Below are 25,003 nucleotides of genomic sequence, written 5' to 3'. Positions count from 1 at the left end.
GTGTGAATGGGGTGGATCAAACACAGCCGCCGCCCGATGTCCGGCAGCAATGCACAGGCACAAGACCGTCGACACGGTCAAGGCAAAATACACCGAGGGGCGTCAGGCCAGCGCGGCACCCTGCCCTGCAAGCCGCCCAAACACCGCGCCCGATGTCAGGCCGGACCCGCCCGGGTATCCTTCGAAAAAGACTCCGCCCACCATTTCACCCGCCGCATAGAGACCCGCAATCGGGGTGTCGTCTTGCGCCAAAACGGCACCCGTATCCGACACCTTCAGACCGCCATAGGTAAAGGTGATACCGCCTGTCACGGGGTAGGCTTTGAACGGGGGCGTATCCAGCCGTTGGGCCCAATTTGATTTGGGCAGGTCCAGTCCCGGCGTGTTTTTGCCATCAAGAGAGGTGGGATCAAAGGCCACATCATCATTCACGGCCGCATTGTAGGCCGCCAGCGTTGCACCGGCTGCGGCTTTATCTACCCCTTCAAGCTTTTCGCACAATGCATCGAGCGTTTCGGCCTCAACGAAATGGGCGTCATGGAAGCTGTATTCAGCGTACAATAGGTCATCGACCTTGGCGTCGAAGATTTGCCACGCGAAATGGCCCGGTTGCTCCAACACCGCCTTGCCGAACTGCGCATAGGTGTAGTTGCGGAAGTTCTCGCCCTCATCCACAAAACGGTCCCCGTTTGCGTTCAACATCACGCCAAGGAAATAGCAGATTTTGCGATAATTTTTGCGCTCCGACGCGGGCAGATCAAGGTTGGCATAATCCGGCATGTGCAAATCCATCGGCGTGGCATGGCAGCCGTCCATCAACCCGTTTTGCTGCGCGCCATTGGCCAGTGCCATGGCCATCCCGTCGCCCGTGTTCATCGGTGTGCCGCGCACCTTGGCCTTGTCCCAATGGCCACCCATCCAATCATGCCGTCTCTCGGAGCTGGCCTCAAACCCACCACAGGCGAGGATCACCGCATCAGCCTCAACCGTTTCATCCCCCACTTTGACGCCCGTAACGCGGCCGCCGTCCATCACCAGCCCCGTGACGGCACTGTCATAGCGGATAACACCGCCCATGCGTTCGAAGGCCGCAAGTTCCATATCAAACAACCCAACACCTTCATTTTCAGCCGCCAGCGTGAGCCCGCCCCAAAACACGTGCCGTCCGTCTTTTTCAAAGCTTTGGCGCGAATAGATCGGTTCGAATTTAACGCCATGCCCGCCGAGCCATTGCATCGCAGGGAGGGAGTCACCAATCAGCCGTTCCTGTTCAGCCGACAAAGGCCGTCCACCGTTAAAACCCAACAGGTCTTCGGCGAACTTGGCCTTTGTGTAGCCCCCAAAGTCGGTCACAGCCAGACGCGGATCATCAGGGTCTTTGAGCAAAGGCATCAAGTCATCTGCGTTGTCATAGGCAAAGCGCATCGCCCCGGCGGTGTATTTCGTGTTGCCCCCCGCCAGTTCCTGATCGGCCTTTTCCAACATCAAAACGCGGGCACCTGCCTCAAGGGCTGCTATGCCTGCACACATTGCGGCGTTGCCGGACCCGACGATGATGATCTGCTTTGACATGTTCGATTCTCCTCTTTAGACAACCATGTATCCAAGTGGATACAATTTGAAAAGAGGCGATGCCGAATGACGGCGGACCATAGCGATCTTTCCCAAGGCGGCGTGGCCTTCGCCAAACTGATGCAGGCAATCGAAACCGGCCTGTATCAGCCCGGCGACCGCCTGCGTGAGGTTGAGATCGCCGAACGTCTGTCCCTGTCGCGTACCCCGATCCGCGAAGCATTGCGCAAGCTTGAGGCGGAAAACATCATCGAACACCGCCCCCGCGTCGGCGCCGTCATCCGCCGCCTTGGTCAGGCCGAGGTTGTTGAGCTTTATGAAATGCGTTTGGTGCTGGAACGCACCGCCGCCGAAATGGCCGCCAAACACAGTGTTGAGGCCGAAGTCGATGCCCTTGCCGCCCTGAACGCCGACATCACCCAAAACGGCGACGATGCGGCTCTGGCGGCGGCGATCAATCAAAAATTCCACCGCGCGATCTATCTGGCAGGGCGCAACCGGTTCTTGCTGGATGCCGCGCGGGCGATGAACAATGCACTGTTGCTGCTGGGGCCAACAACCCTTGCCGATGCCGAACGGATTGCCACTGTCACCGACCAGCACGCCCAGATCATCGCAGCCATCCGCGCGGGCGATATCGACGCAGCAGGTGCTGCTGCGGAGGCCCATTTACAAACCTCCCTGCGCTACCGCCTTAAGGTCATGCGGGGATGATCCGGATCGCGATCACCCACGCGATTGCAGCCGTTGGGGTCTTAGTCTTTCATCTGTTGTCCCTGCCCTTGCCTTGGCTTTTGGGGCCGATCACCGCGTGTCTGATTGCAGCCCTTTGGGGCGCGCCGATGCGCAGCATCCCGATCCTCAACAACGCAATGCGGTCGATTTTGGGCGTGGCTGTCGGTGCGACCTTTACCACCGCCCTCGTGATCAGCATGGCGGGCTACTGGACAACGTTGCTGTTGGTGCCGGTCATGATCTTTTTCATCGGCCTGATCGGCGTGCCCTATTTCCAACGTCTGTGGGGCTTTGATTTTGCGACAAGTTACTATTCCGCGATGCCCGGTGGATTGCAGGACATGCTGCTGTTTGGTGAAGAGGCCGGCGGCGATGTGCGCGCTCTATCCTTGATCCATGCCACACGGGTGATGGTCATTGTGGTGGCGCTTCCGTTTATCCTCAGCGGATATTGGAATGTGGACCTCAGCAACCCACCCGGCGTGCCTGCCGCGACTTTGCCGCCGTCTCAATTGGTCTTGATGGTCGTGGCAGGGTTGGCGGGCTGGCAGATCGCCAAAGCCGTCGGGCTGTTCGGCGCATCCATCCTTGGCCCCATGATTTTGGCAGGGCTTCTGGCCCTGACCGGCGTCCTGTACCACCGCCCCCCAGCGGAGGCCATATGGGCGGCCCAGTTCTTCATCGGCATGACCGTGGGCACGAAATACGCGGGCGTCACAGGGTATGAAGTCCGCCGCGATGTGGCTGCGGCCCTCGGATTTTGCGTGATTTTGCTGCTGTTGTCGGCTGTCTTTGTCAAAATCATCAATGTCTTTGAACTGGCCCCCCCGATGGAGACATTGCTGGCCTTCGCGCCCGGTGGTCAGGCGGAAATGACGGTGTTGGCGTTGATTGCAGGGGCGGACATGGCGTTTGTCATTGCCCATCATGTTTTGCGCATCGTCACGGTGATCATCGGCGCGCCGATTGCCGCGCGGCTGTTCAATCGGTGACGTTGGGGTTAATCACGTGGATCGGCTGGCCTGCGTCGAAGGCGTTGATCTGATCAAAGATATCGCTGAACTGATGATCGAATTCATCCTCTGTCACAAAACCGATGTGTGGCGTGGGCAGGACGTTGGGATGGGTCAGCAGGATGTGTTCGGTGTCGCGCAACGGCTCATCGTCGAAAACGTCGACGGCTGCGTGAATGCGGCCCTTGGCGATCTCACCCTCAAGCGCGCCGGGCGCAATAAGCCCGCTGCGCGATGTGTTCACCAACAGGCTACGTGGGGCCATAGCTGCCAAATCGGCAGCGGAAATCAGACCACGCGTGCTAGGCTTTAACCGCACGTGCAAGCTGACAACGTCGGATGTGGCAAAGAATGCCTCACGGCTTGCGGCGACGTGGCGGCCATCAGCCAGCGCCCGTGCGCGTCCTTCCTCTGATGCCCACCACTGAACGCGCATCCCGATCGCCTCAGCGTAGCTTGCCACCGCCTGCGCGATCCGACCGTAGCCATAAAGCCCCAGCGTGCGCCCTCGCAATGTGCGCCCGACCCCCATTTGCCACGACCCTGCCCGAACGGAAGCCACCTGTTGCGGGATTTGCCGAAAGCTCGCCAAAATCAGGGCTAAGGTCATTTCAGCCGCTGCGTAATTGGGTCCGCCCCCAGCCATGTTGGAACACAGCATAACACCGTTGTCCGTGCAGGCCTGCACGTCCACATGGGGATAGACACTGCGCTGACTGATCAGCCGCAGGTTCGGGGTCCGCGTCAACAGATCGGCCCCCACTGATGTGCGTTCGCGAAACAGCACCAAAGCCTCCGCATCATGAATCCGCGCGGCAAGTTTTACAGGATCGGGTTCGTGATCCGTCCATACGGTCACATCGTGGCCATCCAGTTTTGCAAAGCACGGCAAGCCGCGCAGCGTGTTGAACCAATCGTCCAGAATGTGAACCTTCATCGCCGCCAGACCGCAGTGGGGATCATCACCTCCCCCTTGGCCAACAGACGCGCCGTACGGACCAATCCGGCAGAGCGCAGGTCGATCCCGTCCCCCGTCAGGTCGTAATCCACGATGACGTCGATCTGACCACTGGCATGTTCCAAAGTGATCGTGGCGGGCCGGTCATTCGACCGTGCGGCCATGCCATCGGCCACAGTGCCCGGTGTCAGCACGCAGGACGCCAGACATTGCGCACCGGTGACAGCCATCGTCGGGTGGGCCTTCCATGGCATGAAATAGCGCGTGGCGATGGTGCCGCCATCCCGCGCAGGTGCCAGAAGACCGAACTTGGGCGTCACCGATTTGGCGACGTTTTGAATGCCCATCGCCTCACCCGCTTGAATGCGCACCGCCTCCATTGTGGCGAAAAAGTCTGTGTTGTCGTTCAGGTCTTCGGCGCTTTCATAGCCCGTAAGGCCAAAAGCCTCGGCGCGGGCGATGACCATGGGCATGGCGACGTCCATGCATGTGACATCCACACCGTCAAACGTGTCGATCAAGTTGCCGGTGGGCAAAAATGCGCCCGTGGCACCGCCAATGGTGTCCATGAACTGCAAGCCCACGGGGGCTGCGGTGCCCGGCACGCCGTCGATGGCCGCCGCCCCGTCGTAGACCACGCCATCCGGCGATGTCTGCACCTTGGCCACGACGCGTGCGCCGGTGTTGACTGCGCGGATATTCACCGTTGTCTCTGCCCCTGTGGCGGGGACCAGGCCCATATCAATCGCAGCGGGCCCCACCCCGGACAGGATATTCCCGCAGGTCGGTTTGAAATCGACGCTTTGATCCTCGACGCTGACTTGCGCAAAGAAATAGTCGATGTCGGCCCAGTCATCTTGCGACTTTGACAACATGGCCACCTTGGTGGTCACCGCATTGCCCCCGCCGATCCCGTCGATATTCAACGGATGGCCGGACCCGACCATCGCAATCAACACCTGCGCCAACGTCTCCAAATCCTCGGGCAAATCCGCGCGGTTGAGGTAGGGGCCACGCGACGTGCCGCCCCGCATGAACAAAAAGGGGATCGCAGTCTGGGTCATGACACGCGTCTCACGTCAGGGGCCAAGGAAGATCAAAATAGGATTGCAAAAGGCCCGGTGGGAAATCACGGTTCAACGTCCATGCCATGGCGCAGATGAAGGCGATGCCAAGCGCGGTATAGACCGCTGCATAGCCCCAGCTTTTGCCCGCGCGGATGCGGATGAACAGCAAAAGGAACCCTGCCAGCGCGAGGATGAATCCGACCACAGCGGAGGCCAGAAGGAGGCTCGCGAACCACGCAAGCGTCCCCCATAGCCCGTGAACATTGTCCTCGGCCTCTTCCGCTTCGCGGTCGGCAAAAATCGGGGCGGTTTCATCGGATCGCATCATCTGTACGATCAGCAGCGCGCATCCGATCAGGGCCACAGTTGCTACAAAGACAGGAAACACGCGGTCCATTCGGGCGAAATCGGGGATGATGGCAGAATTCCAGTAGGCCAGAGCGATATAGCCCGTCACGGCCAGCAAAAATACCAGCGGTGCGCGCTTTGTGCCCGCCGCGACAGACCCTTCCGCCTGAATGTTTTTCGCTTGACGCAGGCCGATGACAACGGACAGCAACGTGATGACGATCAACACGATCACGATGGGGCTGAAAACATAATCAATGCCCTCTTCAAACCCGCGACGAAACCGCGATGCCGCGATCTGATAGGCCTGATTGGTGTAGCGTTCGGCAGGCGCGGACAGCACGAAACCGATCAGGAAGGCAGGCCGCGACCAGTCAAAGCGCCGCATTAAAATGCCCAGCAACCCGATGCCAAACAGCGCCACAAGGTCCCAGATTTCTTGGCGCGACTGGAACGCCGCAAAGGCGATGATCATAAACAGGAACGGCGCCAGCAGGGCGAACCGGATTTCGGTCAGCTTTGCAATCCCGCCCGAGGCCGCGATGCAGATCAAGGTGCCGACCACGTTGGCCAGCGCCAACAACCAAACAATCGCATAGGTGAAATCGAGGTTGTTTTTCAGCATCGATGGCCCGACCTCAATCGATCCGGTGCCCAGCAAAGCCACCGCTGAGATGAAGATCGCCATCGACCCCGAACCGGGAATACCAAAGAGCAGTGTGGGCACCAGCCCGCCGCCCTCTTTGGCGTTGTTCGAACTTTCTGGCCCGATCACGCCGCGTACGTCGCCCGACCCGAACTGGGATTTGTCCTTAGCCGTCTGCACGGTGTGGCCGTAGGCGATCCAATCGACCACGGACCCGCCAAGGCCGGGGATCACGCCCACGACGACGCCAATCAGCGAACAGCGCATGGACAGCCATTTGTTGGCCCACCAATCCTTGACGCCCGCAGCCCAGCCACCGCCCAACGGCGCCCGATCCGAAATTGCCTTATCGCGCCGCAGCAGGGCAATGATTTCGGGAATGGCGAAGATACCCAGACCCACGATGACCAGCTTCAGCCCGTCCACCAGATAGGGCATATCATAGGTCGACATGCGCAATGCGCCTGAACTGGCGCCCTCGCCGATGGTGCCCACAAGGATGCCCAGACAGGCTGCAACCAGCCCTTTGAGGGCCACGCGCCCTGCAAGAATGCCGACCATCGACAAACCGAAAATGGTGATCATCAACAGTTCAGGCGTTTGGAACAGCAATACGATGGGCCGCGCTGCAAGAATAAAGACCGTCAGGAACGCAGCCCCCACCAGCCCGCCAAAAAGCGAGGATGCAAAGGCCGCCGACAGCGCGCGCGCGGCCTGCCCTTTCTTGGCCATCGGGAACCCGTCCAGAACCGTCGCCTGCGACGCCGACGATCCGGGTATCCCCATCAGCACGGACGCAAAGGTGTCGGACGTGGGAACCACCGCGACCATCCCGATCATCAGGGCAAGGCCCGTAACCGGTTCCATCCCGAACATGAACGGCAACAAAAGGGACAGGCCAGCAATTCCGCCCAAACCCGGGAAAACGCCGATGCACAGGCCCATAACGACCCCCAACACCAGAAATCCAAGTACGTGCGGCTGCAGGATCATTGCAAAAGCGTCATTCAACGCAGGCAAAGCCGTCGCAAAGACCTCCATGGCGGGCCCCTTTGTTTTGTAGGTGTGAAATTAGAAAACCCCACCCATGACCTGCATGGGTGGGGTTAAAGCAGTCGTTACTGGAGGACGACGCCGTAGCGCTCGCTCAGCCAGTTGATGACGAAGTCTTTGGCCTCTTGTGGCACATCGGTGGCGCTGGCCATGGCTGTCTGCGCCGCAGCACCTGTCAGCTGAGGATAGACACCAAGGCGGGCTTGGCTGATCTCAGCGAAATCATCGCGTTCCTGAATGGCTGCGAAAGCCTCAGTGAAGGTCGCGATGGCATTGTCAGGCGCGCCTGCGGGCAGGAACACCATCTTTTGCGCGGGGAAGCCCGCCACGAAGAAGGCCTTCCATGCGTCCCACTGCTCGCCTTCGGTTTCACAACCGTCGGTGGCTTCGCAGACTTCCTTAAAGGTCGGCATGTCGGGGAACGTGGGGTCACGCACGATGTTGCCGTCCGCATCCAGCGCACCAAAGGAGAAGCACGGCACAGCGGTGCCAGCTTCAACCAGAGGCGTCACGCCGGACAGGTAGGACGAGGACGTCTGATAGTCGATGTTGGCTTCGCCACGTTCAAACATCAGACGGCCATCACCACGGCCTTCGATGCCGAAAACAGGTTCAACCTGAAGACCCAGCATTTCCCATGCCAACAGCGGCACGAGGTCAAGACGTGTCGCACCCTGCGAGCCATAGATGAAATCTTCGCCCGCCAGTGGGGCCGCGTCGCCGCCGTCGCCCAGTTGACCGGCCAGATCGGATGGCAGATACGCCACGCCGCCGGTGCCGGACGCCAGAACCACGTTCCAGTCGCTGTATTCATAGCGCACGCGCGGATCGCTCAGAAGGTAGGGGAACTGAGTAGACCCGGACGATCCGAAGATCGTGGTGCCGTCTTCGTATTCCATTTCCTGAAACGCGTTCGCGCCTTTGGTGGACCCAGCCCCCGGGTTAAAGGTGACGACCACAGTAGGGTTGCCGGGCAGTGCCTCGGACAACAATGGCGCGTAGAAATTCGCCCATTTGGCGGAACCGCCTGTCTCGGAGAACGGGATGATCCATTCGACGGTCTTGCCGGACAGATCGATCTGGTGTCCGTCAGCGGCACTTTGCGTGGCCACCAAAGCAGACGTCAGCGCCAAGGCGCCAAGTGTTTTCTTAAGCATATGTTTTCCTCCCAGAAGGACCTGCACGGCCCTGAATTTAGAATCGAAAAGCCTCTCTAAGGCTCCTTGATGAAGTGACGTTGCAGTGCCATCCTTGCATGAACCTTGCATCGGGCAAATTTCGGGGGACGTCGTGCATATCGTTGTCGTTGAGGACAATATCTCTGTCGCCAAGGGCATTCGCTCTTACTTGCAAGACATGGGTCATGCGGTGGACGTTCTGCACAACGGGGCGGAGGCCGATGCCTTTTTGCGAACCGACACCGCCGATCTGGTGGTGCTGGACATCAACCTGCCCGAACGCGATGGGCTTTATGTGCTGCGCCAGATGCGTGCGCGTAACGACAACCGGCCTGTTTTGTTGCTGACCGCGCGGGCAGAAACCGAAGACAAGATCACAGGCCTTGATGCTGGTGCTGATGACTACCTAAGCAAACCCTTCGAAATGGCCGAATTTGGTGCCCGGATCCGTGCGCTGTCCCGACGTGTGACGGAACGGACACCCAAAAGTAGCGACCTTGGCGCGCTGCGCTTTGATCAGACGGCCCGGATGGTCGAGGGGCCAGATGGCCCGCTAGAAATCCCACGTCGTGAGGTCGCGCTGTTCGAACGGCTGTTTCTTGCAGAAGGGCGGATCGTGTCCAAACAGCTTTTGCTGGACAGTCTGTATGGCACCGGTGCCGACGTCGATGAACCCGTGGTTGAGGTCTATGTCTCACGTTTGCGCAAACGCATCCAACCCTACGGAGTGCAGATCGTCGTAAAACGCGGGCTTGGCTATCTGATGCAGGCGGCCCCATGAACCAAAGCCTGTCCCTGCGGGGGCGTCTGACCCTTGTGATCTTGCTGCCGCTGATCCTGATCGCGGCCATCATCGGGGCGTGGGCCTATTTCGATGCGCAGGCCACCGCCGCCGAACGGTTTGACCGGTCCCTCTTGTCGACAGCCCTCGCGATTTCACGCGACACAGCCGTGTCAGGTGGCGATGCGTTGAGCGAGGAAACCCGCGATCTTTTGCGCGACACATCGGGCGGGGCCGTGTTTTATCACGTCTATGCCCCCGATGGCGTCTTTGTGACCGGCTACGCGACACCGCCCGTCCCGCCAGAACAGGTGCCATTGGACGCCACCCAAACCTACTATGATGCCAACTATCAAGGCGCGCCCGTGCGGGCCTTGCGGTTCTCACAAAGCACAACGATGGACGGGCTGACGGGGTTGTTCACCTTCACCGTCTGGCAAAACACCTCTGTACGGGACGGTTTTGTGCGCACACGGACTGGACCGGTGTTCTTGATCATCGCGTCCATGATCGGCGCATTGGCCGTGATCGTGTGGTTCGGTGTTGAACGGGGGCTGGCACCTTTGGTTGACCTCGAGGATGCAATCGCCAGTCGGTCCTCGTCGGATTTGTCACCCATCAAACGTCGCATCCCGCAGGAGGTCACCGGCATCGTGGGGCGGTTCAACAATCTGGTCGGGGAATTGTCCCACACGCTTGAGGCCAAGAACGCCTTTATCTCGGACGCTGCACACCAGCTTCGAAACCCGATTGCGGGTGTCCTCAGCCTTGCGGAATCCGTATCCAGCGCCAAAACGATTGAGACCGCGAACGCTCGCTCAGCCGATCTGATTGAGGCAGCGCGGGACGCAGGACAGCTTGCCAACAATCTTCTGACGTTGGAACGGGCGCAGGCGCACGCGGCGCTGGAAAACCGCGTCACCTTTAGCCCGCATGACATTCTGGACGAGGTCGCAGCCAAGATTTCGACCCAATCGCGGCGCGAGGCTGCTGAATTCATCTACCAAGGCACACCTACATCCCACAGGCTGACCGGTGATCCTGTGATGTTCGAACAGGCGGTCCTCAACCTCATCAACAACGCATTTTTGCATGGCGGTCCGGACCTCAGCCGCGTTGAATTGTCCACCATGGCCACCCCAGAAGGGTTGAACATCACCGTTCGCGACGATGGCAAAGGCATCAACCCGCAAGATTTCGAAACCGCTCTCGGGCGGTTCAGTCAGGTCGGGCCCAGCGCGGGATCAGGGCTGGGTCTGCCCATCGCCGCCGCAGTTGCAGATGCCTTCGGTGGCGGCATCAAACTGGCGCGGCATGCCGAAATCTTTGAGGTGATTTTGAGCTTTCCGAGCCCTGCCACGCATCCGCCATCGCAAGGCACGGCCGCCGCGATGGAAGACACCAACCACTGACTTTTGTAAGCCCCTTGACCACACCGCCTGAGATTGGAGCACAGCCGATGACCCCCGCCCTGCAACTTTATTCCATGCGCGATTTTCACGATCAGATTGTCCTTTTGGCCGAACTTCCAACGCTTGGGATCACGACCGTCGAAGGCTACGGCGGAGTATATCAAAACCCTGATGACTACCGCATCGCCATGGATCGGCACGGCGTGTCCATGCCATCGGGCCACGTGGCGCTGGACGATATTGAGGCTGATTTCGACGCCACCATGAAACGGGTGACCACCCTTGGCATCCGCCGGGTCTTTGCGCCCTTCCTTGCGCCAGAACACCGCCCCGACACCGCCGCCGGCTGGACTGCTTTGGCGGACCGTTTGAACACGGCGGCGCGCAGGTTTGCAGACCGTGGCATCACCTTTGGCTGGCACAATCACGACTTCGAATTTGCGCCCCTCGACGATGGCCGCGTGCCCATGGATATCCTGCTGACCTCAGCGCCCGACATCGTGTGGGAGGCTGATCTGGCGTGGATCGTACGCGCGGGCCGTGACCCTTTGGCCTATGTGAAGAAATACGGTGACCGGCTGTCTGCGGTCCACGTCAAAGACATCGCCGCCCAAGGGACCAATCTGGATCAGGATGGCTGGGCCGATTTGGGGGCAGGCACCGTGAACTGGGCCGCCTTATTGCAAGCCTGCAAAGACGCCTCACCCGACCTGATCTATGCGTTGGAACACGACAAACCCGCAGACCCCTTGGCTTTTGCTGCAGCATCCGCTGCGGCGTTTGACACGCTTTGGGGGGCCACACATGACTGACCATTTGCGCGTTGGCATCATCGGATGCGGCAATATCTCAACCGCGTATCTGACCCTCGCCCCCTTATTTCGTAGCTACGAAATTGTGGCGGTTGCGGACATCAACATGGATATGGCCCATGCGCAGGCGGCCAAATTCGACGTACGGGCGCAGACCGTGGATGATCTGCTGGCCGCAAACGACATCGACCTTGTCATCAACCTGACGATCCCTGCCGCCCATGTGTCCGTGTCCCGCGCGATCCTTGAGGCGGGCAAACACGTCTACTCGGAAAAGCCGTTCGTCCTCACCTTGGGCGAAGCGCAGGAGCTGGGCGACCTTGCCCAAGCCAAGGGCCTGCGCATCGGGTCCGCGCCGGATACCTTCATGGGGGGCAGCCACCAATTGGCCCGCACCTTGATCGATGATGGCGCCATTGGCGACGTAACCTCAGGCGCGGCTGTCATCATGTCGGCAGGCATGGAAAGCTGGCACCCCCACCCCGACTTTTTCTTTCAAAAAGGCGGCGGTCCCGTTCTGGATATGGGCCCCTATTACCTGTGCAATCTGGTTCAACTATTGGGTCCCGTCGCCCAAGTCACCAGCATGACCGGCATGGCCCAGACCACACGCACCATCGGCAATGGCCCCCGCAATGGTGAGGCCGTCCCCGTCGAAACCCCGACAACAGTCCACGCGGTGATGAAGTTCGAAAGCGGCGCGATCATTACCTTGCTGTCCAGCTGGGACGTGCAATCCAGCAACCATCCGATGATGGAACTTTACGGGGCCACCGGCACCATGGACCTGCCGGACCCGAATTTCTTTGGTGGAGACATCACACTCACACCGCGCGGTGAGGCGTCGCAGGCCAGGACATGGGATCATCCCCTTGGCGTGCCCAACGTTGACGCGGGCAAAGCGAACTATCGCGGCGCGGGATTGGCAGACATGGCCTTGGCCATTGCCCAAGACCGGCCCCACCGGTGCAACGATGCCTTCGCCACCCATGTGATCGACGTTTTGACCGCCATTCTTGAGGCCGGTGAAACAGGCCGCGTCATCACTCTTTCCACCCGCTGTGACCGGCCGGAGGTTTTGGGGCCTGATGCCGCGCGGTCTTTGCTGGCTTGATGGAACGTCTTGGGCAGGGGCCGGATGGCGACCGTCCTAAAGGTCCGCCCCGGCCTTGCGTTCTTGCCATTTCAACACCGCATTGGCCGCTGGTTTTGCAATAAAACGGGGGGGCAACAGCACAGGCGCAGGGGCGGCAAGGGCGCGGTCCAAACGGTCGGACCCTGTGCCTGTCGCAAGCTCAGCCGCCAAGATGCCCGACAAAGTCCCACGCGTCGTTCCCAGCCCGTTTTGGCAGCACGCCGCATAAAGCCCGTCTTCAAGTTCGGTCACGACGCTGACGTTGTTGCGGCTCAGACAAAGCCGTCCACCCCAACGGTATTGCATCCCAACACCGCCCAACATGGGAAAGCGCGCCTTGAAGGCGCGGTCGTGATCTTGGGCCACGCTGCGAATGCGTTGGTCACTGACCTCCATGCTGGGATCAAAGGTGAATCGGTTGCGGATCAAAATGCGGTCCCCCTGCGGGCTGGTGATCCGCCGCACGGTCGTCCCCATCGGATCGGCCGGTGTCACGCCCCATGTCGCAGCCCCGCCAAGACGCGCGCTTTGCTGCGGCGTCAGGGGCTGCGTCATCGACGCATAGGTGAACACATGCATCAACCGGTTCTTGAGAAATCCGAAACTGTTCAGGTGCCCGTTCACGGCCAAAATCACCTTGGGCGCGCGGACATTCCCACCTGCGGTATGCACGACCCAATCCCCGTCGTGGGTCAATCCGGTGACAGGGCTGTTTTCAAAAATCTGCACGCGGTTGGATGACAGCCCCGCCGCAGCACCCCGCACAAAAGCCGCTGGCTGGATGATCGCGGTGCCTGCGGTGAACAAACCGCTGCGGTAGTATGATATCCCCGTACGCTCTTTCATCTGGGCGCTGTCCAGCACCTCAAACGGCTCCCCCATGGCCATCAGATGGGCTGCGTATTCGCGGTTATGGGCATCGCCCCTTGCGGTGGCTGCCGCATTGATTTTGCCAGTACGCGCAAAGACGTCTGGCCCCATGCCGAAATCCTGCGCCATCGTCGCTGCGAAATCGATGGCATGGCGGTTGTCGGCTGTCAGCGTCACGTCTTTGTCCAACGCGCCGCCGTAGTCCGAGGACGACAGATCATGGGGCAGATCGATCATAAACCCCGAATTGCGGCCTGCCGGTCCTTCGGCCACGCGGCAAGCATCCAGCACCACAATCTTATCCGATCCACACTGTTGCGACAGCCGCCGCGCTGCGGCCAACCCAGCGAAGCCTGCGCCGATCACCACCCAATCGGCGGTGGTGTCCTCATCAACCACCCGCACGGGGTCGCGCGCGGGCAACAGATCATTCCACGCCGCAGGCCCCGGATCGACAGGCTTTTTGGTGACTGCAATCCGCGTCACATCACTGATCCTGGTTGAGGGCATCCGCCGCCGGAATCTCACGTTCCCGCCGTGCTATGTAATCCAGCAGCGCCTCGTTCACACCGGCATCCAACGTGGGTTCAACATATTCATCCAGCAGCGTGCGGACACGGGTCAGCGCGCGTTCATTGATCTCAACCGCACCTTCCGCCTGCCATTGTTCGATCGAGTTATTGTCAAACATCTCAGGCATGAAAAACGCCTTTTGGAAGTTCTCCAACGTATGCGGATGGCCAAGGTAGTGGCCGCCCGGCCCGACATCGCGGACGGCCTGCAACGCCTCATCAAAATCGTCCCAATTGATACCGGACGCCATGCGGTGCCCCATGGCGCATTGTTCGGCGTCGACAACAAACTTGGCCATGGAACAATGCATCCCCGCCTCGTTCCAACCGGCAGAATGCCATATGTAATTGGCCCCGGACACCAAGGCAGCCATCATCGTACTGGCGCTTTCATATCCCGCCTGTGCGTCAAACGTCTTGGCCCCGCCAAGGGTGTTCGATGTCCGCCAAGGCACGTCGTAAAACCGCGCCATTTGCCCGATCATCATGTTCATCAAACTGATTTCAGGCGTGCCCGCCATCGGCGCGCCGGACTTCATCGACACGGTGGACAAGTAGTGCCCATAGATCGCGGGCGTGCCCTTTTGGACGACCTGCGTATAGGCCAGCGCGCTCAGCGCTTCGGCGTTCAACTGCGCCACTGTTGGTGCCACGCCCGCAGGCGTATTCGCCCCGCCCAACACGAACGGGGAACACAGCACAGGCTGGTTATATCGCGCAAAGGCCCGCATCGCGCCCAGCATGGTTTCATCCCAGACAAGCGGCGAGTTTCCGTTGCAGTTCCCCGTCACCACAGGGTGCGTCATCATAAATTCACGCCCGAACAGGATCGCGCACATCTCAAGCACGTCTTCGGCATTGCGGGGGCTGGTCGTCATCCCCATGAACGTCTTGTCCGAATGTTTCATCGACGAATAGGTGATACGCAGATGCCGCTGGCTGATCGGGTGATCATAGGGTTCCACGATATGATGAGCGCTGGAATGCATCGCGGGGAGCATTTGGCTTAGCTTGTGAAAATTCGCCAAATCCTCAAGCGTGGGATTGCGGCGTTCGTCGTTCATGTCGCGCAAATAGGGCGCGCCGGTCATCGGCACAAAGATCGCGTGGTCCTTGCCAAAGGGCAGATTATGGGCCGGATTGCGCGCGTGATAGGTGAAGGTCGCGGGGATTGAGGCGATCAATTCGCGCACCAGCCCGCGATCCAGATGCACGGTTTCGCCGCGCACATCCGCGCCAGCACGCCGCCAATCCTCCAAAGCGATCGGATCACGAAACACAACGCCCACGTCTTCAAGAATGGCCATTGAGGCCGCATCGATCTTCTCGACCTGTTCCGCGCTCATCGGTTCCATCAAAGGAATGCCGCGTTTCAGCGCGGGCAGCATTGTCACATCACGCGTCTGGCGCAGTGCCTTGCGTGCGCCGCGCCCCCGACGGGTGGTGCCAACGGCGTCCACACTCATCCGACGTTGTCCCCTTCGGATGGATCGGTCAGATCAATCCAAATTGTCTTGAGTTCCGTGAACTGGTCATGGGCATGCACCCCATTGTCGCGCCCCCCAAAGCCGGATTGTTTATAGCCCCCAAAGGGGGTCGAAATATCGCCTTCGCCATAACAGTTCACCGTCACGGTCCCCGCCTTGATATCGCGCGCGGCACGAATGGCGCTGCGGGTGTTGGCGGTGAACACGCTGGCGGCCAGACCGTATTGGGTCTGGTTGGCGATTTGGATGGCTTCGTCGTTGCTCGCGACCTCAATCACACACAAGACGGGGCCGAAGATTTCATCTGCGGCTTTGGGGTCGTCCGTGGAGACGTGATAAATCACCGGGCTGACAAACGGCCCTTCACCGCCATCGCCCTTGTCCAAATAGCTGCGCACTTTGGCGCAGTGTTCACCATCAATCAGCGCCCCAATATGGGTGCCCGGGTCGAGCGGATCACCCGTTTTCCAATCGCGCAACCGCGCCTCGATCTTCTCCATCAGGTCGGACTTCACAGAAGAGTGCACGATCAAACGCGACGTGGCCGAACAGTTTTGCCCAGCGTTCCAAAACGCGGCATTGACCACGTGTTCTGCCACATTATCGAGGTTCTCAGCGTCCTCAAACACGACAGCAGGGTTCTTGCCCCCACATTCCAGCACGACCTTTTTGAGGTTGCTGTCAGCCGCATAGCGCAAGAACCGTTTGCCCGTCTCGGTCGATCCGGTGAAGCTGATCATGTCGACATCCATGTGCAGACCCAAAGGTTCGCCCACGTCCGGACCGTCACCGGGAAGCACCTGCAACACACCGCGCGGCACGCCCGCTTCATGGGCAAGTTCAGCCACGCGCAACGCCGTCAGCGACGTCTGCTCGGCCGGTTTCACAATGACCGAACAGCCCGCCGCAAGGGCAGGCCCGATTTTCCACGCAAGCATCATCAGCGGGAAATTCCACGGCAGCACAGCGCCCACGACGCCGATCGGTTCGCGCACAATCATCGACATCGCGTCATCCCCTGTGGGGGCGGTCTGGTCGTAAATCTTGTCGACCGCCTCGGCGTGCCATTTGATGCAATGGATCGTCTCGGGCACGTCAATCGTCTCGCAATCAAGGATCGGTTTGCCGCTGTCGATGCTTTCCATCACCGCCAGTTCGCGACGGTTGCGGGTTATTAGTTTGCACAGCCGGATCAGCACATCTTTACGGTCAGACGGATGGAGCTTCGACCACTGACCCTGATCAAAGGCTTCACGCGCTTTGCTGACAGCGAAATCAACATCCTCGGCGTTGCAGCCTGAAATCTGGGTCAGTTCTTCGCCCGTTGCGGGGTTCACGGTCGCGAACACCTTGCCACTGCCTGCGCGATACTTGCCGTCTATGTACGCGGTGCGCGGCAGATCAAGGTCACGGGCGATGGCCTGATATTCGGCTTTGGTCAAAAGATCGCTCATGGTGCGTCTCCGGTGATGCTGGAAATTGTGGTGTTCATGGTGCGGATGACTTCGGCCAACTGGCGCTTGTCGTCTTTATTGAGAGGTTGCAGCGGCTTGCGCGGCGGCCCCGCATCAATCCCGCGCAACGTCAGCCCGTATTTGATGCATTGGACGAACTTGCCGCCCTGTTCCAGCACGCTCATCAATGGCAGCATGGCGGACATGATCGCGCGGCCTTTGGTGAAATCGCCCTCGACCGCGCAGGCCTGATAGAGCGCGATATGCGCTTCGGGGGCAAAGTTGGACCCCGCACAGACCCAAGACCGCGCGCCCCATGCAAAGAACTCAAGCGCTTGGTCGTCCATGCCGCAGGACAACGCGATATGGGGGTAGTCACGCGCCAACATGTGCAGGCGGTTGATGTCGCCGCTGCTTTCCTTGATGGCGCAGAAATTGGGCGACCGTCCCAGCCGGTCCAACGTGTCTTCGTCCATATTGACAGACATGCGACCGGGGTAATTGTACAGCATCACCGGCAGGTTCGCCGCACGGTCCACCGCCAAAGCATGCAGCGCAATTTCGCGCCCTGTGGGGTAGGCATAGGGCGGCGTGGCCACCAACAAGGCATCCGCACCGGCGGCCTTTGCCGCTTGTGCAAAGCGCACGCTGTCTTCGGTGCGGATGGCCCCCGTGCCGACAATCATGGGCACACGGCCCGCGATCAATTCGGCACAGTGGTTCATCATCCAGACCCGTTCGTCTTCGGTCTGGGCGTAATATTCGCCCGTCGATCCGGCGACGATAATCCCGTGCACACCGGCTGCGACCAGATGATCAACGGTCTGCGCGAGGGCGGTTTCATTGACAGAAAAGTCGTCGTGATAGGGCGTCACGAGGGGCGTATAGATACCTTCAAACTGCATTGCGGTGGTCTTTCATGGACAAAACATCCAGCGGCAGCGGATCGGGCCGGACGTATTTTTCAAACTGGTCACGGGACAAATCCCAATGCTGCAAGGTCAGGTCAGTGGCCAAACCCGCCTCACGCGCATCTAGGGCCGAAATCATCGCATCATGCTGTTCAATCGCCTTTTCGACGCGGGTTTTATCGGCTTGGGATTGGGGCGCAAAAAACGTCTGACCCAAGCGCGTGTGGTCGACCAGCATCCGTTTGAGACCGGCAAACAGATAGGGGTTTTGCGCCATGTCACCGATCTTTTCGTGAAAATCGTGGTTCAACAAACCCGCCTTGCGGGCGTCGCCCGCGCGGGCGGCGGCGGCAAATCGGGCTTGAATGTCCCTCAGGTCACCCAATTGTTCGGACGTCCGGTTTTCAGCGGCCTGCCGCACGATGGAACAATAGATCAGCGGAGCCGTCTGAAAGAAAACGCGCATGGTGGCAAAATCCATCGACGTGACTTTTGCGCCGCGATTTTCTTCGAGCCTGACAAACCCGCCCCCCGCCAGCCGGTGCAACACTTCGCGCAGTGGCGTGCGGGACATGCCGTATTCTTCGGCCAAGGTCACTTCATCAAGATCGGCCCCCGGTGCGATGTCCAAGGTGAGGATGCGCGCGCGCAGATCGGATGCGCAGCGGCTTTTGTTTTGTTTGGCCATGACGATTCCTTATACTCAATGTATACAAATTGAATACGAAATCCGTCAATCAGCAAATTGCCTAGACACCCGCAACGAAAAACGGCCGCAGCGAAAGCTGCAACCGTTTGAAATAAACGTCTGGATTGACTGATCAGACGAACCGATTCACCAGATTTTCCAACCGTTCCTGACGGCCCGACCGTGGTTCAGGATTAATGCCATCCTTGCGCACCTGCGCTTCGATCGTTTCAAGGTCAGACGACATCAGCCCCTTGCCAAACGCGCTGTCCCAGCCCGCGTAGCGATCCTGACGCGCCCCTTCGAGGCCACCGTCTTCAAGGATCGCAGCCGCCGCTTTCAAACCAGCCGCACAGGCATCCATGCCGCCCACATGGGCAAGGATCAAATCTTCTGGGTCCAGCGACTGACGCCGCAGTTTGGCGTCAAAGTTGGTGCCACCGGTGGTAAAGCCGCCCGCCTTGAGGACCTCAAGATAGGCCAGCGCCATTTCGGGGACGTTGTTGGGGAACTGGTCCGTGTCCCAACCGGATTGGTAATCGTTGCGGTTCATGTCGATGGACCCGAAGATCCCCAATTCCCGCGCCATGGCCAATTCATGTTCAAAGGTGTGACCGGCCAAAATGGCGTGGCCCTGTTCGATGTTCATCTGCACTTCGCCTTCAAGGCCGAAGTCCTTCAGGAAGCCATAGACCGTGGCGACATCGTAGTCGTACTGGTGCTTCGTGGGCTCCTGCGGTTTGGGTTCGATCAATATCGCCCCCTTGAAACCAATCTTGTGTTTGTAGTCGACCACCATCTGCAACATGGCCCCCGCCTGCGCACGTTCGCGGCCCATGTCTGTGTTCAGCAGGGTTTCATAACCTTCGCGCCCCCCCCACAACACGTAGTTTTCGCCACCCAGCTTCATGGTGGCATCCATGCAGGTTTTGATGGTCGCGGCAGAAAAGGCGAAAACCTCAGGGTCGGGGTTCGTGGCCGCACCGCCCATGAAACGACGGTGCGAAAACAGGTTCGCAGTCCCCCACAACAGCTTCATGCCGCTGGCGTCCATCTTTTCACCGAAGTAATCGACGATCTCTTCCAGACGGGCGGTATTTTCCGCGAAATCCGCACCCTCTGGGCGGACATCGGCATCGTGGAAACAGAAATACGGCACATCCAAGATATCGAACATCTCAAACGCCACATCTGCTTTCAGGCGGGCCAAATCCATCGTGTCGCCAAACCATGGCCGATCAAAGGTCTGGCCGCCGAACGGATCACCACCGGGCCACGCGAAGGAATGCCAATAGGCCGCCGCAAAGCGCAGATGATCCTTGAGGGTTTTGCCCATGACCATTTCGTCCGGATTGTAGTGCCGGAACGCAAATTCATTGGTGCTGTCAGGCCCTTCATAGGCGATCTTCGGAATGCCGTTGAAAAAGTCAGTCATGATCAAAGATCCTTCAATATTGAATATGCCTGTGTGTAACGGCCATGACCGTCGGCCATGGCTGCACTCAGGTCTGTGTTCGGGGCGATCGTTTTTGCCAAAGGCGGTTGTGTCGCGATGTCTGTACTGGCACCGGCAGCCATCATGCCCAAGCGCGCAGCCCCCAAGGCCGCGCCAAAATCACCCGCCTCAGGCACGTCCAGGGGAAAGCCCAATGTCGTTGCCATCATTTCAAGCCAGTGATCGGATTTCGCACCGCCCCCCATCGCCAAAGCGCGTGGCAATGTCGTGCCGGTCGCGGCCAGCGCATCGCGGCAATCGGCAAAAGCGTAGCACACGCCCTGAAGAACTGCGCGGGCGGCCTCTTTCGCGTCGGTTGCGTGATCCAGATGCAAGAATTGCCCGCGGATGGCCGCATTGTTGTGGGGTGTACGTTCGCCACCCAGATAAGGCAGAAACAAGGTGCGCGACGGGGCCGTCACATCGCCCAAGTCCTGCGTCAGGGCCACCGCCGATTGGCCGGTCAACTGCGCCAACCAGTTCAGCGCGTCGGTGGCTGCCAGAATGACGCCCATCTGGTGCCACGTATCTGGCACGGCGTGGCAAAACGTATGAACGGCGGTCGCGGGATCGGGCCGGTAGCCCGCGTTGGCGGCAAACAAAACGCCAGAGGTGCCCAGCGACACGAACCCCGTCCCGTCCCGCACCACGCCTGCACCGATGGCCGCAGCCGCATTGTCGCCCGCACCGCCCGCGATCACGCAGCGCGGCAGACCCAAAGCCGCCGCCAAATCAGCGCGCAGCTGACCGGACACGGCGGACCCTTCGACCAAGGCAGGCATCTGATCGCGAGACAAATGACAGGCCGCGAGCAGGTCATCCGACCAGTCCCGCGCACCGGTATCAAGCCACGACGTACCAGCGGCATCCGACATCTCGGACACATGTTCGCCGGTCAGGAACAGGCGCAGGTAATCCTTGGGCAACAAAACCTTGGCGATCTTTTCGAACACGTCGGGTTCGTTTTCGCGCACCCAGTCGACCTTGGGCGCGGTAAAGCCCGGAAAGACGATGTTGCCGGTCAGATTGCGAAACCGCGCATCGGCGTCCATGGCCGCCGCCTGTTTGGCCGACCGCGTGTCGTTCCAAAGCATACAGGGCCGCAGCGGCGCGTCATCGGCACCCACCAATGTGGCGCCATGCATGTGACCGCCCAGCCCGATCCCGCGCAGGCCTGACAAATCGACCTTCCCCGCCAAGGCGCGCAAAGCCTCAATCGTGGCGTCACACCACGATTGGGGGTCCTGTTCGGACCAGCCATCATGAGGACGCTGCACCGTCAGCGGAACGGAATATTCCGCCACCAGCCTCTGCGCCTCATCGACCGCAATCGCCTTGAGGGACGACGTCCCAAGATCAAGACCGATATACATCAGGCGGCGGCCTTGGGGTTTTTGCCCAGAATGATCATCGACAGGATGTCATCCTCGGTCACGTCTTCAACACGTTCGGCGCCGACCATCTGGCCATTTTTCATCACTGCCACACGGTCGCACAATTCCATCATCTCACGCGTGTCGTGGGAAATCAGGAAAATCCCCAGACCTTGCTTTTTCAACTCCTGAATAAGTTCGGCCACCATGGCGGTTTCATGCACCCCCAACGCCGCTGTCGGTTCATCCATGATCAGGATTTTGGCGTTGAAATAGACTGCGCGGGCAATCGCCACGGACTGCCGTTGCCCACCAGACAGCGCGGACACCGGTTCTTTGAGCTTTTTGAAATTCGGGTTCAGCCGCGCCATGATCTTGCGGGTTTCGGCCTCCATCCGGTCGTCATCCACAAAGCCGAAGGCATTTGTGATCTCACGCCCCAAAAAGAGGTTCGACGCAGCATCCAGATTGTCGGCCAAAGCCAGCGTCTGGTAGATCGTTTCGATGTTGTGGTCGCGGGCGTCACGGGGCGATGAAATCACCGCCTTTTCGCCGTTGATAAAGATTTCACCACTGTCCATCTTGTAGGCCCCAGACAGCATCTTGATCAGTGTCGACTTGCCCGCCCCGTTGTGGCCCAACAGGCCCACAACCTCACCGGCGTCCAAACTGATCGACACGTTGTCGACCGCCTGCACCCCACCAAACGCGATAGAGACGTTTTTCATTTCAACCAAAGGTGCCATTATTTTGCCCCCACACGTTTGCGGTGTCGCGCCAAAGGCGCGGTTTCAAAGGTAAAGTATCGCTTCGGGGATACCTGCATCATTTCGCCCCCACACGTTTGCGGTACTGAATGTCGATAAAGACGGCGAGGACCAGAACGGCACCCACCACAAGGTTTTGGAGCGGCGCATCCACACCCACCATGGCCATGCCCGATTGCAGCGACTGCATGATCAGCGCGCCCAAAATCGCGCCATAGATCGTGCCCAGACCACCCGACAATGCTGTGCCTCCGATAACCGCTGCCGCGATGACGCGCAGTTCGTCCAAGGTGCCGATGTCATTGGTGTGGTTGGCCAAACGGGCCGAAGCGACCAAGGCAGCAAGACCACACAGAATGCCCATCAGGGTGAAGATTTTAACAGTCAACATCCGCGTGTTGATGCCCGACAATTCCGCCGCATCCGGGTTACCGCCGGTGGCAAAGATGTAGCGACCCAGCCGTGTTTTCTGCGCGATGATTGTCATGGCAGCGGCCACGGCAATCAACAACAAGACCGAAATCGGCAGGCCGTAGACCGGCGTGCAGCCTTCTGCGACTTCACATCCAAAACGGCTTGGATCACGGGCAACCACGCGCTCCGGCACGGTGTAGCTGGTGAGGATACCGATGAACCCCGCGATCGCCGCCACGCAGATCGCAACCAAGGACACTTCTGCCCACATTGGTTTTACGTTGAAGCCATGCTTGGTCTTCACACGGCGGCTGTTGAAGATCAGAACTGCCGTTGCGATCATGGCGATGATGCCGACCATCCAGCTGACGGGCCCACCCAAGGTGCCACTGATCCCTCCGAAGGTCTTGAACGTTTCATTCAGCGGCCCGATGGTTTGACCTTCGGTCATGTACCAGCCCACGTTGCGCCAGACGAGAAACCCGCCCAAGGTGACGATGAAGGCGGGGATGCTCAGATACCCGATCATCCAGCCGTTGAAAGCCCCGATCAGCGCGCCGATGATCAAACCACCCGCGATGGTGATCCACGGGATCGCCCAATGGCCAAGCTCCAGCATCTCGGGCAGCCAGCGGACTTGCAACATGGCCATAAAGGCCGAACTGGTCGCCAGCACTGCGCCGACGCTCAGGTCGATATGGCGGGTGACAATCACGAACACCATGCCAGTCGCCATGATGGCGACGCTCACGGTCTGGATCGTAAGGTTGAAAATATTGCGCGGCGTCAAAAAGCGCCCCTCGGTCAGGATGTTGAATACCAAAGCGACCAGAATGAATGCGCCGATCATGCCCAGAAGGCGCGTATCAAGCTCAAGCTCCTGGAAAAAGCTGCGTTTGGTCTGGGTCTTTGGGGCATGTGCCGTTTGATCGGACATGGGGTATGGCTCCTCCGCTCAGGCGCGCATTGATACGGCCTGCGGTGACAATAGCGAATTTTCAGGGAATCGAGAAATCCGTGGCCCGCATGCTAGGGCGGCGGGCCACGGGATCGTCTTAGTTACAAGGTGCGGGACCGTCGGTCACGCCCTGGCACAGTGCATCGACTTCGATCCAACCGGCATCTGTCACAACGCTAAGGTTGTCAGCCGTCACAGGCACAGGCGCCAAGAAGATGGCCGCCATGTCGGTGCCCGCAGGGGACGTCCATTCCATAACACCTTCAACCGCAGAGAAGTCACCGTCGGCTTCAGCAAGCTGAACCGCGATGGACCCAGCGGCTGCGCCCAGCTCACGTGCGTCTTTCCAGACGGACACGGTCTGTGTGCCAAGTGCAACGCGGTTCAGTGCAGCGTGATCGCCATCCTGACCGGACACTGGAATGCCTTCCATGCCCTGCGCTGTCAGAGCGGCCACAACACCGCCGGCGGTGCCGTCGTTGGAGGCCACAACAGCGTCAACATTGTTGTCGTTGGCTGTCAGGATCTGTTCCATGTTGCGCTGTGCGTTCGCAGGCAACCAACCATCGGTATAGGCTTCGTCAACGATCGTGATGTCACCGGCATCGATTGCTGCCTGCAGGATTTCCTGCTGACCACCACGCAGGAAGTCTGCGTTTGGATCGGTGGGGGAGCCCTTGATCATGACGTAGTTGCCGGATGGCTGTGCTGCCAGAACGGCACGCGCCTGCATGCGGCCCACTTCGACGTTGTCGAATGTGAGGTAGAACGCACGGCTGTCTTCGATCAGACGGTCATAGCCCACAACCGGAATGCCTTCGGCGGCGGCGGCGTCAACAGCGGGGCCAATCGCGGCGCTGTCTTGTGCCAGAATGATCAGGGCATCCACACCCTGTGCGATCAGGCTTTCGACGTCAGACAGCTGCTTGGACGAAGACGACTGCGCATCGGCAGACACATAGGTCGCACCAGCCGCTTCGAGGGCTGCAACAATCGCTGCTTCGTCAGTTTTCCAGCGTTCCTCTTGGAAATTCGACCAGCTTACGCCAACCGTTACGCCGTGACCGTCTGCATACACAGTCGTGCCCAAAGAAGTCGCCGCCAAAGCGGCGGCCATAAAGATTTTTTTCATTGGTAACCTCCCAGTTATCCCCGCCCAAAGTCGAGCGGCAGCGAGTCGTTTGACCCGATGTCGCTTAAACTCCTCCAATTTATTTTAGCTGTCAAAATAAAAATTACAAAAGTTGCAAATTTTTGTCGCCAAGTCCGAAAAATAGCCCTAACGTGAGGCTAATTCGTCCAAT

The 25,003-nt window shown here is 59.5% G+C and carries 21 protein-coding genes; 6 read left to right on the top strand and 15 right to left on the bottom strand.

The window, feature by feature from the left end:
• Window positions 1-102 precede the first annotated feature (102 nt).
• A complete protein-coding gene (gene tcuA / locus ACTG36_RS05395; protein WP_375279762.1) occupies window positions 103-1,572 on the bottom strand; it encodes an FAD-dependent tricarballylate dehydrogenase TcuA in 1,470 nt (489 codons plus the stop codon).
• Window positions 1,573-1,638: 66 nt separating this feature from the next.
• Here tcuA and ACTG36_RS05390 point away from each other — a divergent pair, with 66 nt between their 5' ends.
• The gene (locus ACTG36_RS05390; protein ID WP_375279761.1) at window positions 1,639-2,286 is read left to right on the top strand and encodes a GntR family transcriptional regulator; all 648 of its coding nucleotides are present in this window, start codon (window positions 1,639-1,641) and stop codon (window positions 2,284-2,286) included.
• Window positions 2,283-3,299 carry an AbrB family transcriptional regulator gene (locus tag ACTG36_RS05385; RefSeq protein WP_375279760.1) on the top strand — a complete coding sequence of 339 codons (1,017 nt, stop codon included), beginning with the start codon at window positions 2,283-2,285 and terminating at the stop codon, window positions 3,297-3,299. The genes ACTG36_RS05390 and ACTG36_RS05385 overlap by 4 nt, the downstream gene beginning before the upstream one ends.
• Here ACTG36_RS05385 and ACTG36_RS05380 read toward each other — a convergent pair.
• From ACTG36_RS05380 to ACTG36_RS05365, 4 genes are all read right to left on the bottom strand, one after another.
• Complete coding sequence (locus ACTG36_RS05380; RefSeq protein ID WP_375279759.1) at window positions 3,289-4,257, bottom strand: D-2-hydroxyacid dehydrogenase family protein; 969 nt, start codon at window positions 4,255-4,257, stop codon at window positions 3,289-3,291. The genes ACTG36_RS05385 and ACTG36_RS05380 overlap by 11 nt on opposite strands.
• Window positions 4,254-5,342, bottom strand: coding sequence for a 4-oxalomesaconate tautomerase (locus tag ACTG36_RS05375; protein WP_375279758.1), 1,089 nt, complete (start codon window positions 5,340-5,342; stop codon window positions 4,254-4,256). Before ACTG36_RS05375 ends, ACTG36_RS05380 begins: the two co-directional genes overlap by 4 nt.
• A gap of 10 nt (window positions 5,343-5,352) precedes the next feature.
• On the bottom strand, window positions 5,353-7,380 hold the full coding sequence (locus ACTG36_RS05370) for a tripartite tricarboxylate transporter permease (RefSeq protein ID WP_375279757.1): 2,028 nt from the start codon (window positions 7,378-7,380) through the stop codon (window positions 5,353-5,355).
• Between the two features lie 77 nt (window positions 7,381-7,457).
• The gene (locus tag ACTG36_RS05365) at window positions 7,458-8,549 is read right to left on the bottom strand and encodes a tricarboxylate transporter (protein ID WP_439141645.1); all 1,092 of its coding nucleotides are present in this window, start codon (window positions 8,547-8,549) and stop codon (window positions 7,458-7,460) included.
• Window positions 8,550-8,682: 133 nt separating this feature from the next.
• On the opposite strand from ACTG36_RS05365, the gene ACTG36_RS05360 reads away from it, so the two are divergent.
• The 4 genes from ACTG36_RS05360 to ACTG36_RS05345 are packed head-to-tail and all read left to right on the top strand — an operon-like array spanning window position 8,683 to window position 12,689.
• Window positions 8,683-9,351 (top strand): response regulator transcription factor, encoded by a 669-nt coding sequence (locus ACTG36_RS05360; RefSeq protein WP_439141643.1) that lies wholly within the window; start codon window positions 8,683-8,685, stop codon window positions 9,349-9,351.
• Window positions 9,348-10,763 (top strand): sensor histidine kinase, encoded by a 1,416-nt coding sequence (locus ACTG36_RS05355; RefSeq protein ID WP_375279754.1) that lies wholly within the window; start codon window positions 9,348-9,350, stop codon window positions 10,761-10,763. Before ACTG36_RS05360 ends, ACTG36_RS05355 begins: the two co-directional genes overlap by 4 nt.
• Window positions 10,764-10,810: 47 nt before the next feature.
• Window positions 10,811-11,575, top strand: coding sequence for a sugar phosphate isomerase/epimerase family protein (locus ACTG36_RS05350; protein WP_375279753.1), 765 nt, complete (start codon window positions 10,811-10,813; stop codon window positions 11,573-11,575).
• Window positions 11,568-12,689 carry a Gfo/Idh/MocA family protein gene (locus ACTG36_RS05345; protein ID WP_375279752.1) on the top strand — a complete coding sequence of 374 codons (1,122 nt, stop codon included), beginning with the start codon at window positions 11,568-11,570 and terminating at the stop codon, window positions 12,687-12,689. Before ACTG36_RS05350 ends, ACTG36_RS05345 begins: the two co-directional genes overlap by 8 nt.
• Before the next feature lie 36 nt (window positions 12,690-12,725).
• On the opposite strand, the gene ACTG36_RS05340 is transcribed toward ACTG36_RS05345, so the two are convergent.
• The 10 genes from ACTG36_RS05340 to xylF all read right to left on the bottom strand — a co-directional run bounded on the left by ACTG36_RS05340 (window position 12,726) and on the right by xylF (window position 24,831).
• Window positions 12,726-14,066, bottom strand: coding sequence for an NAD(P)/FAD-dependent oxidoreductase (locus tag ACTG36_RS05340; RefSeq protein WP_375279751.1), 1,341 nt, complete (start codon window positions 14,064-14,066; stop codon window positions 12,726-12,728).
• A 1-nt stretch (window position 14,067) separates the two neighbouring features.
• Entirely contained in the window at window positions 14,068-15,618 is a 1,551-nt protein-coding gene (locus ACTG36_RS05335) for a trimethylamine methyltransferase family protein (protein WP_375279750.1), read from the bottom strand.
• Complete coding sequence (locus tag ACTG36_RS05330) at window positions 15,615-17,093, bottom strand: aldehyde dehydrogenase (protein ID WP_375279749.1); 1,479 nt, start codon at window positions 17,091-17,093, stop codon at window positions 15,615-15,617. Before ACTG36_RS05330 ends, ACTG36_RS05335 begins: the two co-directional genes overlap by 4 nt.
• Entirely contained in the window at window positions 17,090-17,998 is a 909-nt protein-coding gene (locus ACTG36_RS05325) for a dihydrodipicolinate synthase family protein (protein WP_375279748.1), read from the bottom strand. Before ACTG36_RS05325 ends, ACTG36_RS05330 begins: the two co-directional genes overlap by 4 nt.
• Window positions 17,988-18,692 (bottom strand): GntR family transcriptional regulator, encoded by a 705-nt coding sequence (locus tag ACTG36_RS05320; protein WP_375279747.1) that lies wholly within the window; start codon window positions 18,690-18,692, stop codon window positions 17,988-17,990. The genes ACTG36_RS05325 and ACTG36_RS05320 overlap by 11 nt, the downstream gene beginning before the upstream one ends.
• Window positions 18,693-18,825: 133 nt before the next feature.
• Window positions 18,826-20,127 (bottom strand): xylose isomerase, encoded by a 1,302-nt coding sequence (xylA, locus tag ACTG36_RS05315; RefSeq protein ID WP_375279746.1) that lies wholly within the window; start codon window positions 20,125-20,127, stop codon window positions 18,826-18,828.
• A gap of 2 nt (window positions 20,128-20,129) precedes the next feature.
• Window positions 20,130-21,560: a xylulokinase gene (xylB, locus tag ACTG36_RS05310; protein ID WP_375279745.1), complete on the bottom strand. Its 1,431-nt coding sequence runs from the start codon at window positions 21,558-21,560 to the stop codon at window positions 20,130-20,132.
• The gene (locus tag ACTG36_RS05305; RefSeq protein ID WP_375279744.1) at window positions 21,560-22,306 is read right to left on the bottom strand and encodes an ATP-binding cassette domain-containing protein; all 747 of its coding nucleotides are present in this window, start codon (window positions 22,304-22,306) and stop codon (window positions 21,560-21,562) included. The genes xylB and ACTG36_RS05305 overlap by 1 nt, the downstream gene beginning before the upstream one ends.
• Before the next feature lie 79 nt (window positions 22,307-22,385).
• Window positions 22,386-23,678 carry a sugar ABC transporter permease gene (locus ACTG36_RS05300; protein ID WP_375279743.1) on the bottom strand — a complete coding sequence of 431 codons (1,293 nt, stop codon included), beginning with the start codon at window positions 23,676-23,678 and terminating at the stop codon, window positions 22,386-22,388.
• A gap of 118 nt (window positions 23,679-23,796) precedes the next feature.
• A complete protein-coding gene (gene xylF, locus ACTG36_RS05295; protein ID WP_375279742.1) occupies window positions 23,797-24,831 on the bottom strand; it encodes a D-xylose ABC transporter substrate-binding protein in 1,035 nt (344 codons plus the stop codon).
• Window positions 24,832-25,003: the final 172 nt, after the last annotated feature.

The sequence above is a fragment of the Pseudooctadecabacter sp. genome (assembly GCF_965657175.1).
Lineage (GTDB): Bacteria > Pseudomonadota > Alphaproteobacteria > Rhodobacterales > Rhodobacteraceae > Octadecabacter.
This window is presented reverse-complemented; position numbering and strand designations above follow the sequence as displayed.

Bases quoted from the DNA above. Each gene is read 5' to 3' on its own strand.
- tcuA (WP_375279762.1), bottom strand. From the start codon at position 1,572: ATGTCAAAGCAGATCATCATCGTCGGGTCCGGCAACGCCGCAATGTGT.
- ACTG36_RS05390 (WP_375279761.1), top strand. From the start codon at position 1,639: ATGACGGCGGACCATAGCGATCTTTCCCAAGGCGGCGTGGCCTTCGCC.
- ACTG36_RS05385 (WP_375279760.1), top strand. From the start codon at position 2,283: ATGATCCGGATCGCGATCACCCACGCGATTGCAGCCGTTGGGGTCTTA.
- ACTG36_RS05380 (WP_375279759.1), bottom strand. From the start codon at position 4,257: ATGAAGGTTCACATTCTGGACGATTGGTTCAACACGCTGCGCGGCTTG.
- ACTG36_RS05375 (WP_375279758.1), bottom strand. From the start codon at position 5,342: ATGACCCAGACTGCGATCCCCTTTTTGTTCATGCGGGGCGGCACGTCG.
- ACTG36_RS05370 (WP_375279757.1), bottom strand. From the start codon at position 7,380: ATGGAGGTCTTTGCGACGGCTTTGCCTGCGTTGAATGACGCTTTTGCA.
- ACTG36_RS05365 (WP_439141645.1), bottom strand. From the start codon at position 8,549: ATGCTTAAGAAAACACTTGGCGCCTTGGCGCTGACGTCTGCTTTGGTG.
- ACTG36_RS05355 (WP_375279754.1), top strand. From the start codon at position 9,348: ATGAACCAAAGCCTGTCCCTGCGGGGGCGTCTGACCCTTGTGATCTTG.
- ACTG36_RS05350 (WP_375279753.1), top strand. From the start codon at position 10,811: ATGACCCCCGCCCTGCAACTTTATTCCATGCGCGATTTTCACGATCAG.
- ACTG36_RS05345 (WP_375279752.1), top strand. From the start codon at position 11,568: ATGACTGACCATTTGCGCGTTGGCATCATCGGATGCGGCAATATCTCA.
- ACTG36_RS05335 (WP_375279750.1), bottom strand. From the start codon at position 15,618: ATGAGTGTGGACGCCGTTGGCACCACCCGTCGGGGGCGCGGCGCACGC.
- ACTG36_RS05330 (WP_375279749.1), bottom strand. From the start codon at position 17,093: ATGAGCGATCTTTTGACCAAAGCCGAATATCAGGCCATCGCCCGTGAC.
- ACTG36_RS05325 (WP_375279748.1), bottom strand. From the start codon at position 17,998: ATGCAGTTTGAAGGTATCTATACGCCCCTCGTGACGCCCTATCACGAC.
- ACTG36_RS05320 (WP_375279747.1), bottom strand. From the start codon at position 18,692: ATGGCCAAACAAAACAAAAGCCGCTGCGCATCCGATCTGCGCGCGCGC.
- xylA (WP_375279746.1), bottom strand. From the start codon at position 20,127: ATGACTGACTTTTTCAACGGCATTCCGAAGATCGCCTATGAAGGGCCT.
- xylB (WP_375279745.1), bottom strand. From the start codon at position 21,560: ATGTATATCGGTCTTGATCTTGGGACGTCGTCCCTCAAGGCGATTGCG.
- ACTG36_RS05305 (WP_375279744.1), bottom strand. From the start codon at position 22,306: ATGGCACCTTTGGTTGAAATGAAAAACGTCTCTATCGCGTTTGGTGGG.
- ACTG36_RS05300 (WP_375279743.1), bottom strand. From the start codon at position 23,678: ATGTCCGATCAAACGGCACATGCCCCAAAGACCCAGACCAAACGCAGC.
- xylF (WP_375279742.1), bottom strand. From the start codon at position 24,831: ATGAAAAAAATCTTTATGGCCGCCGCTTTGGCGGCGACTTCTTTGGGC.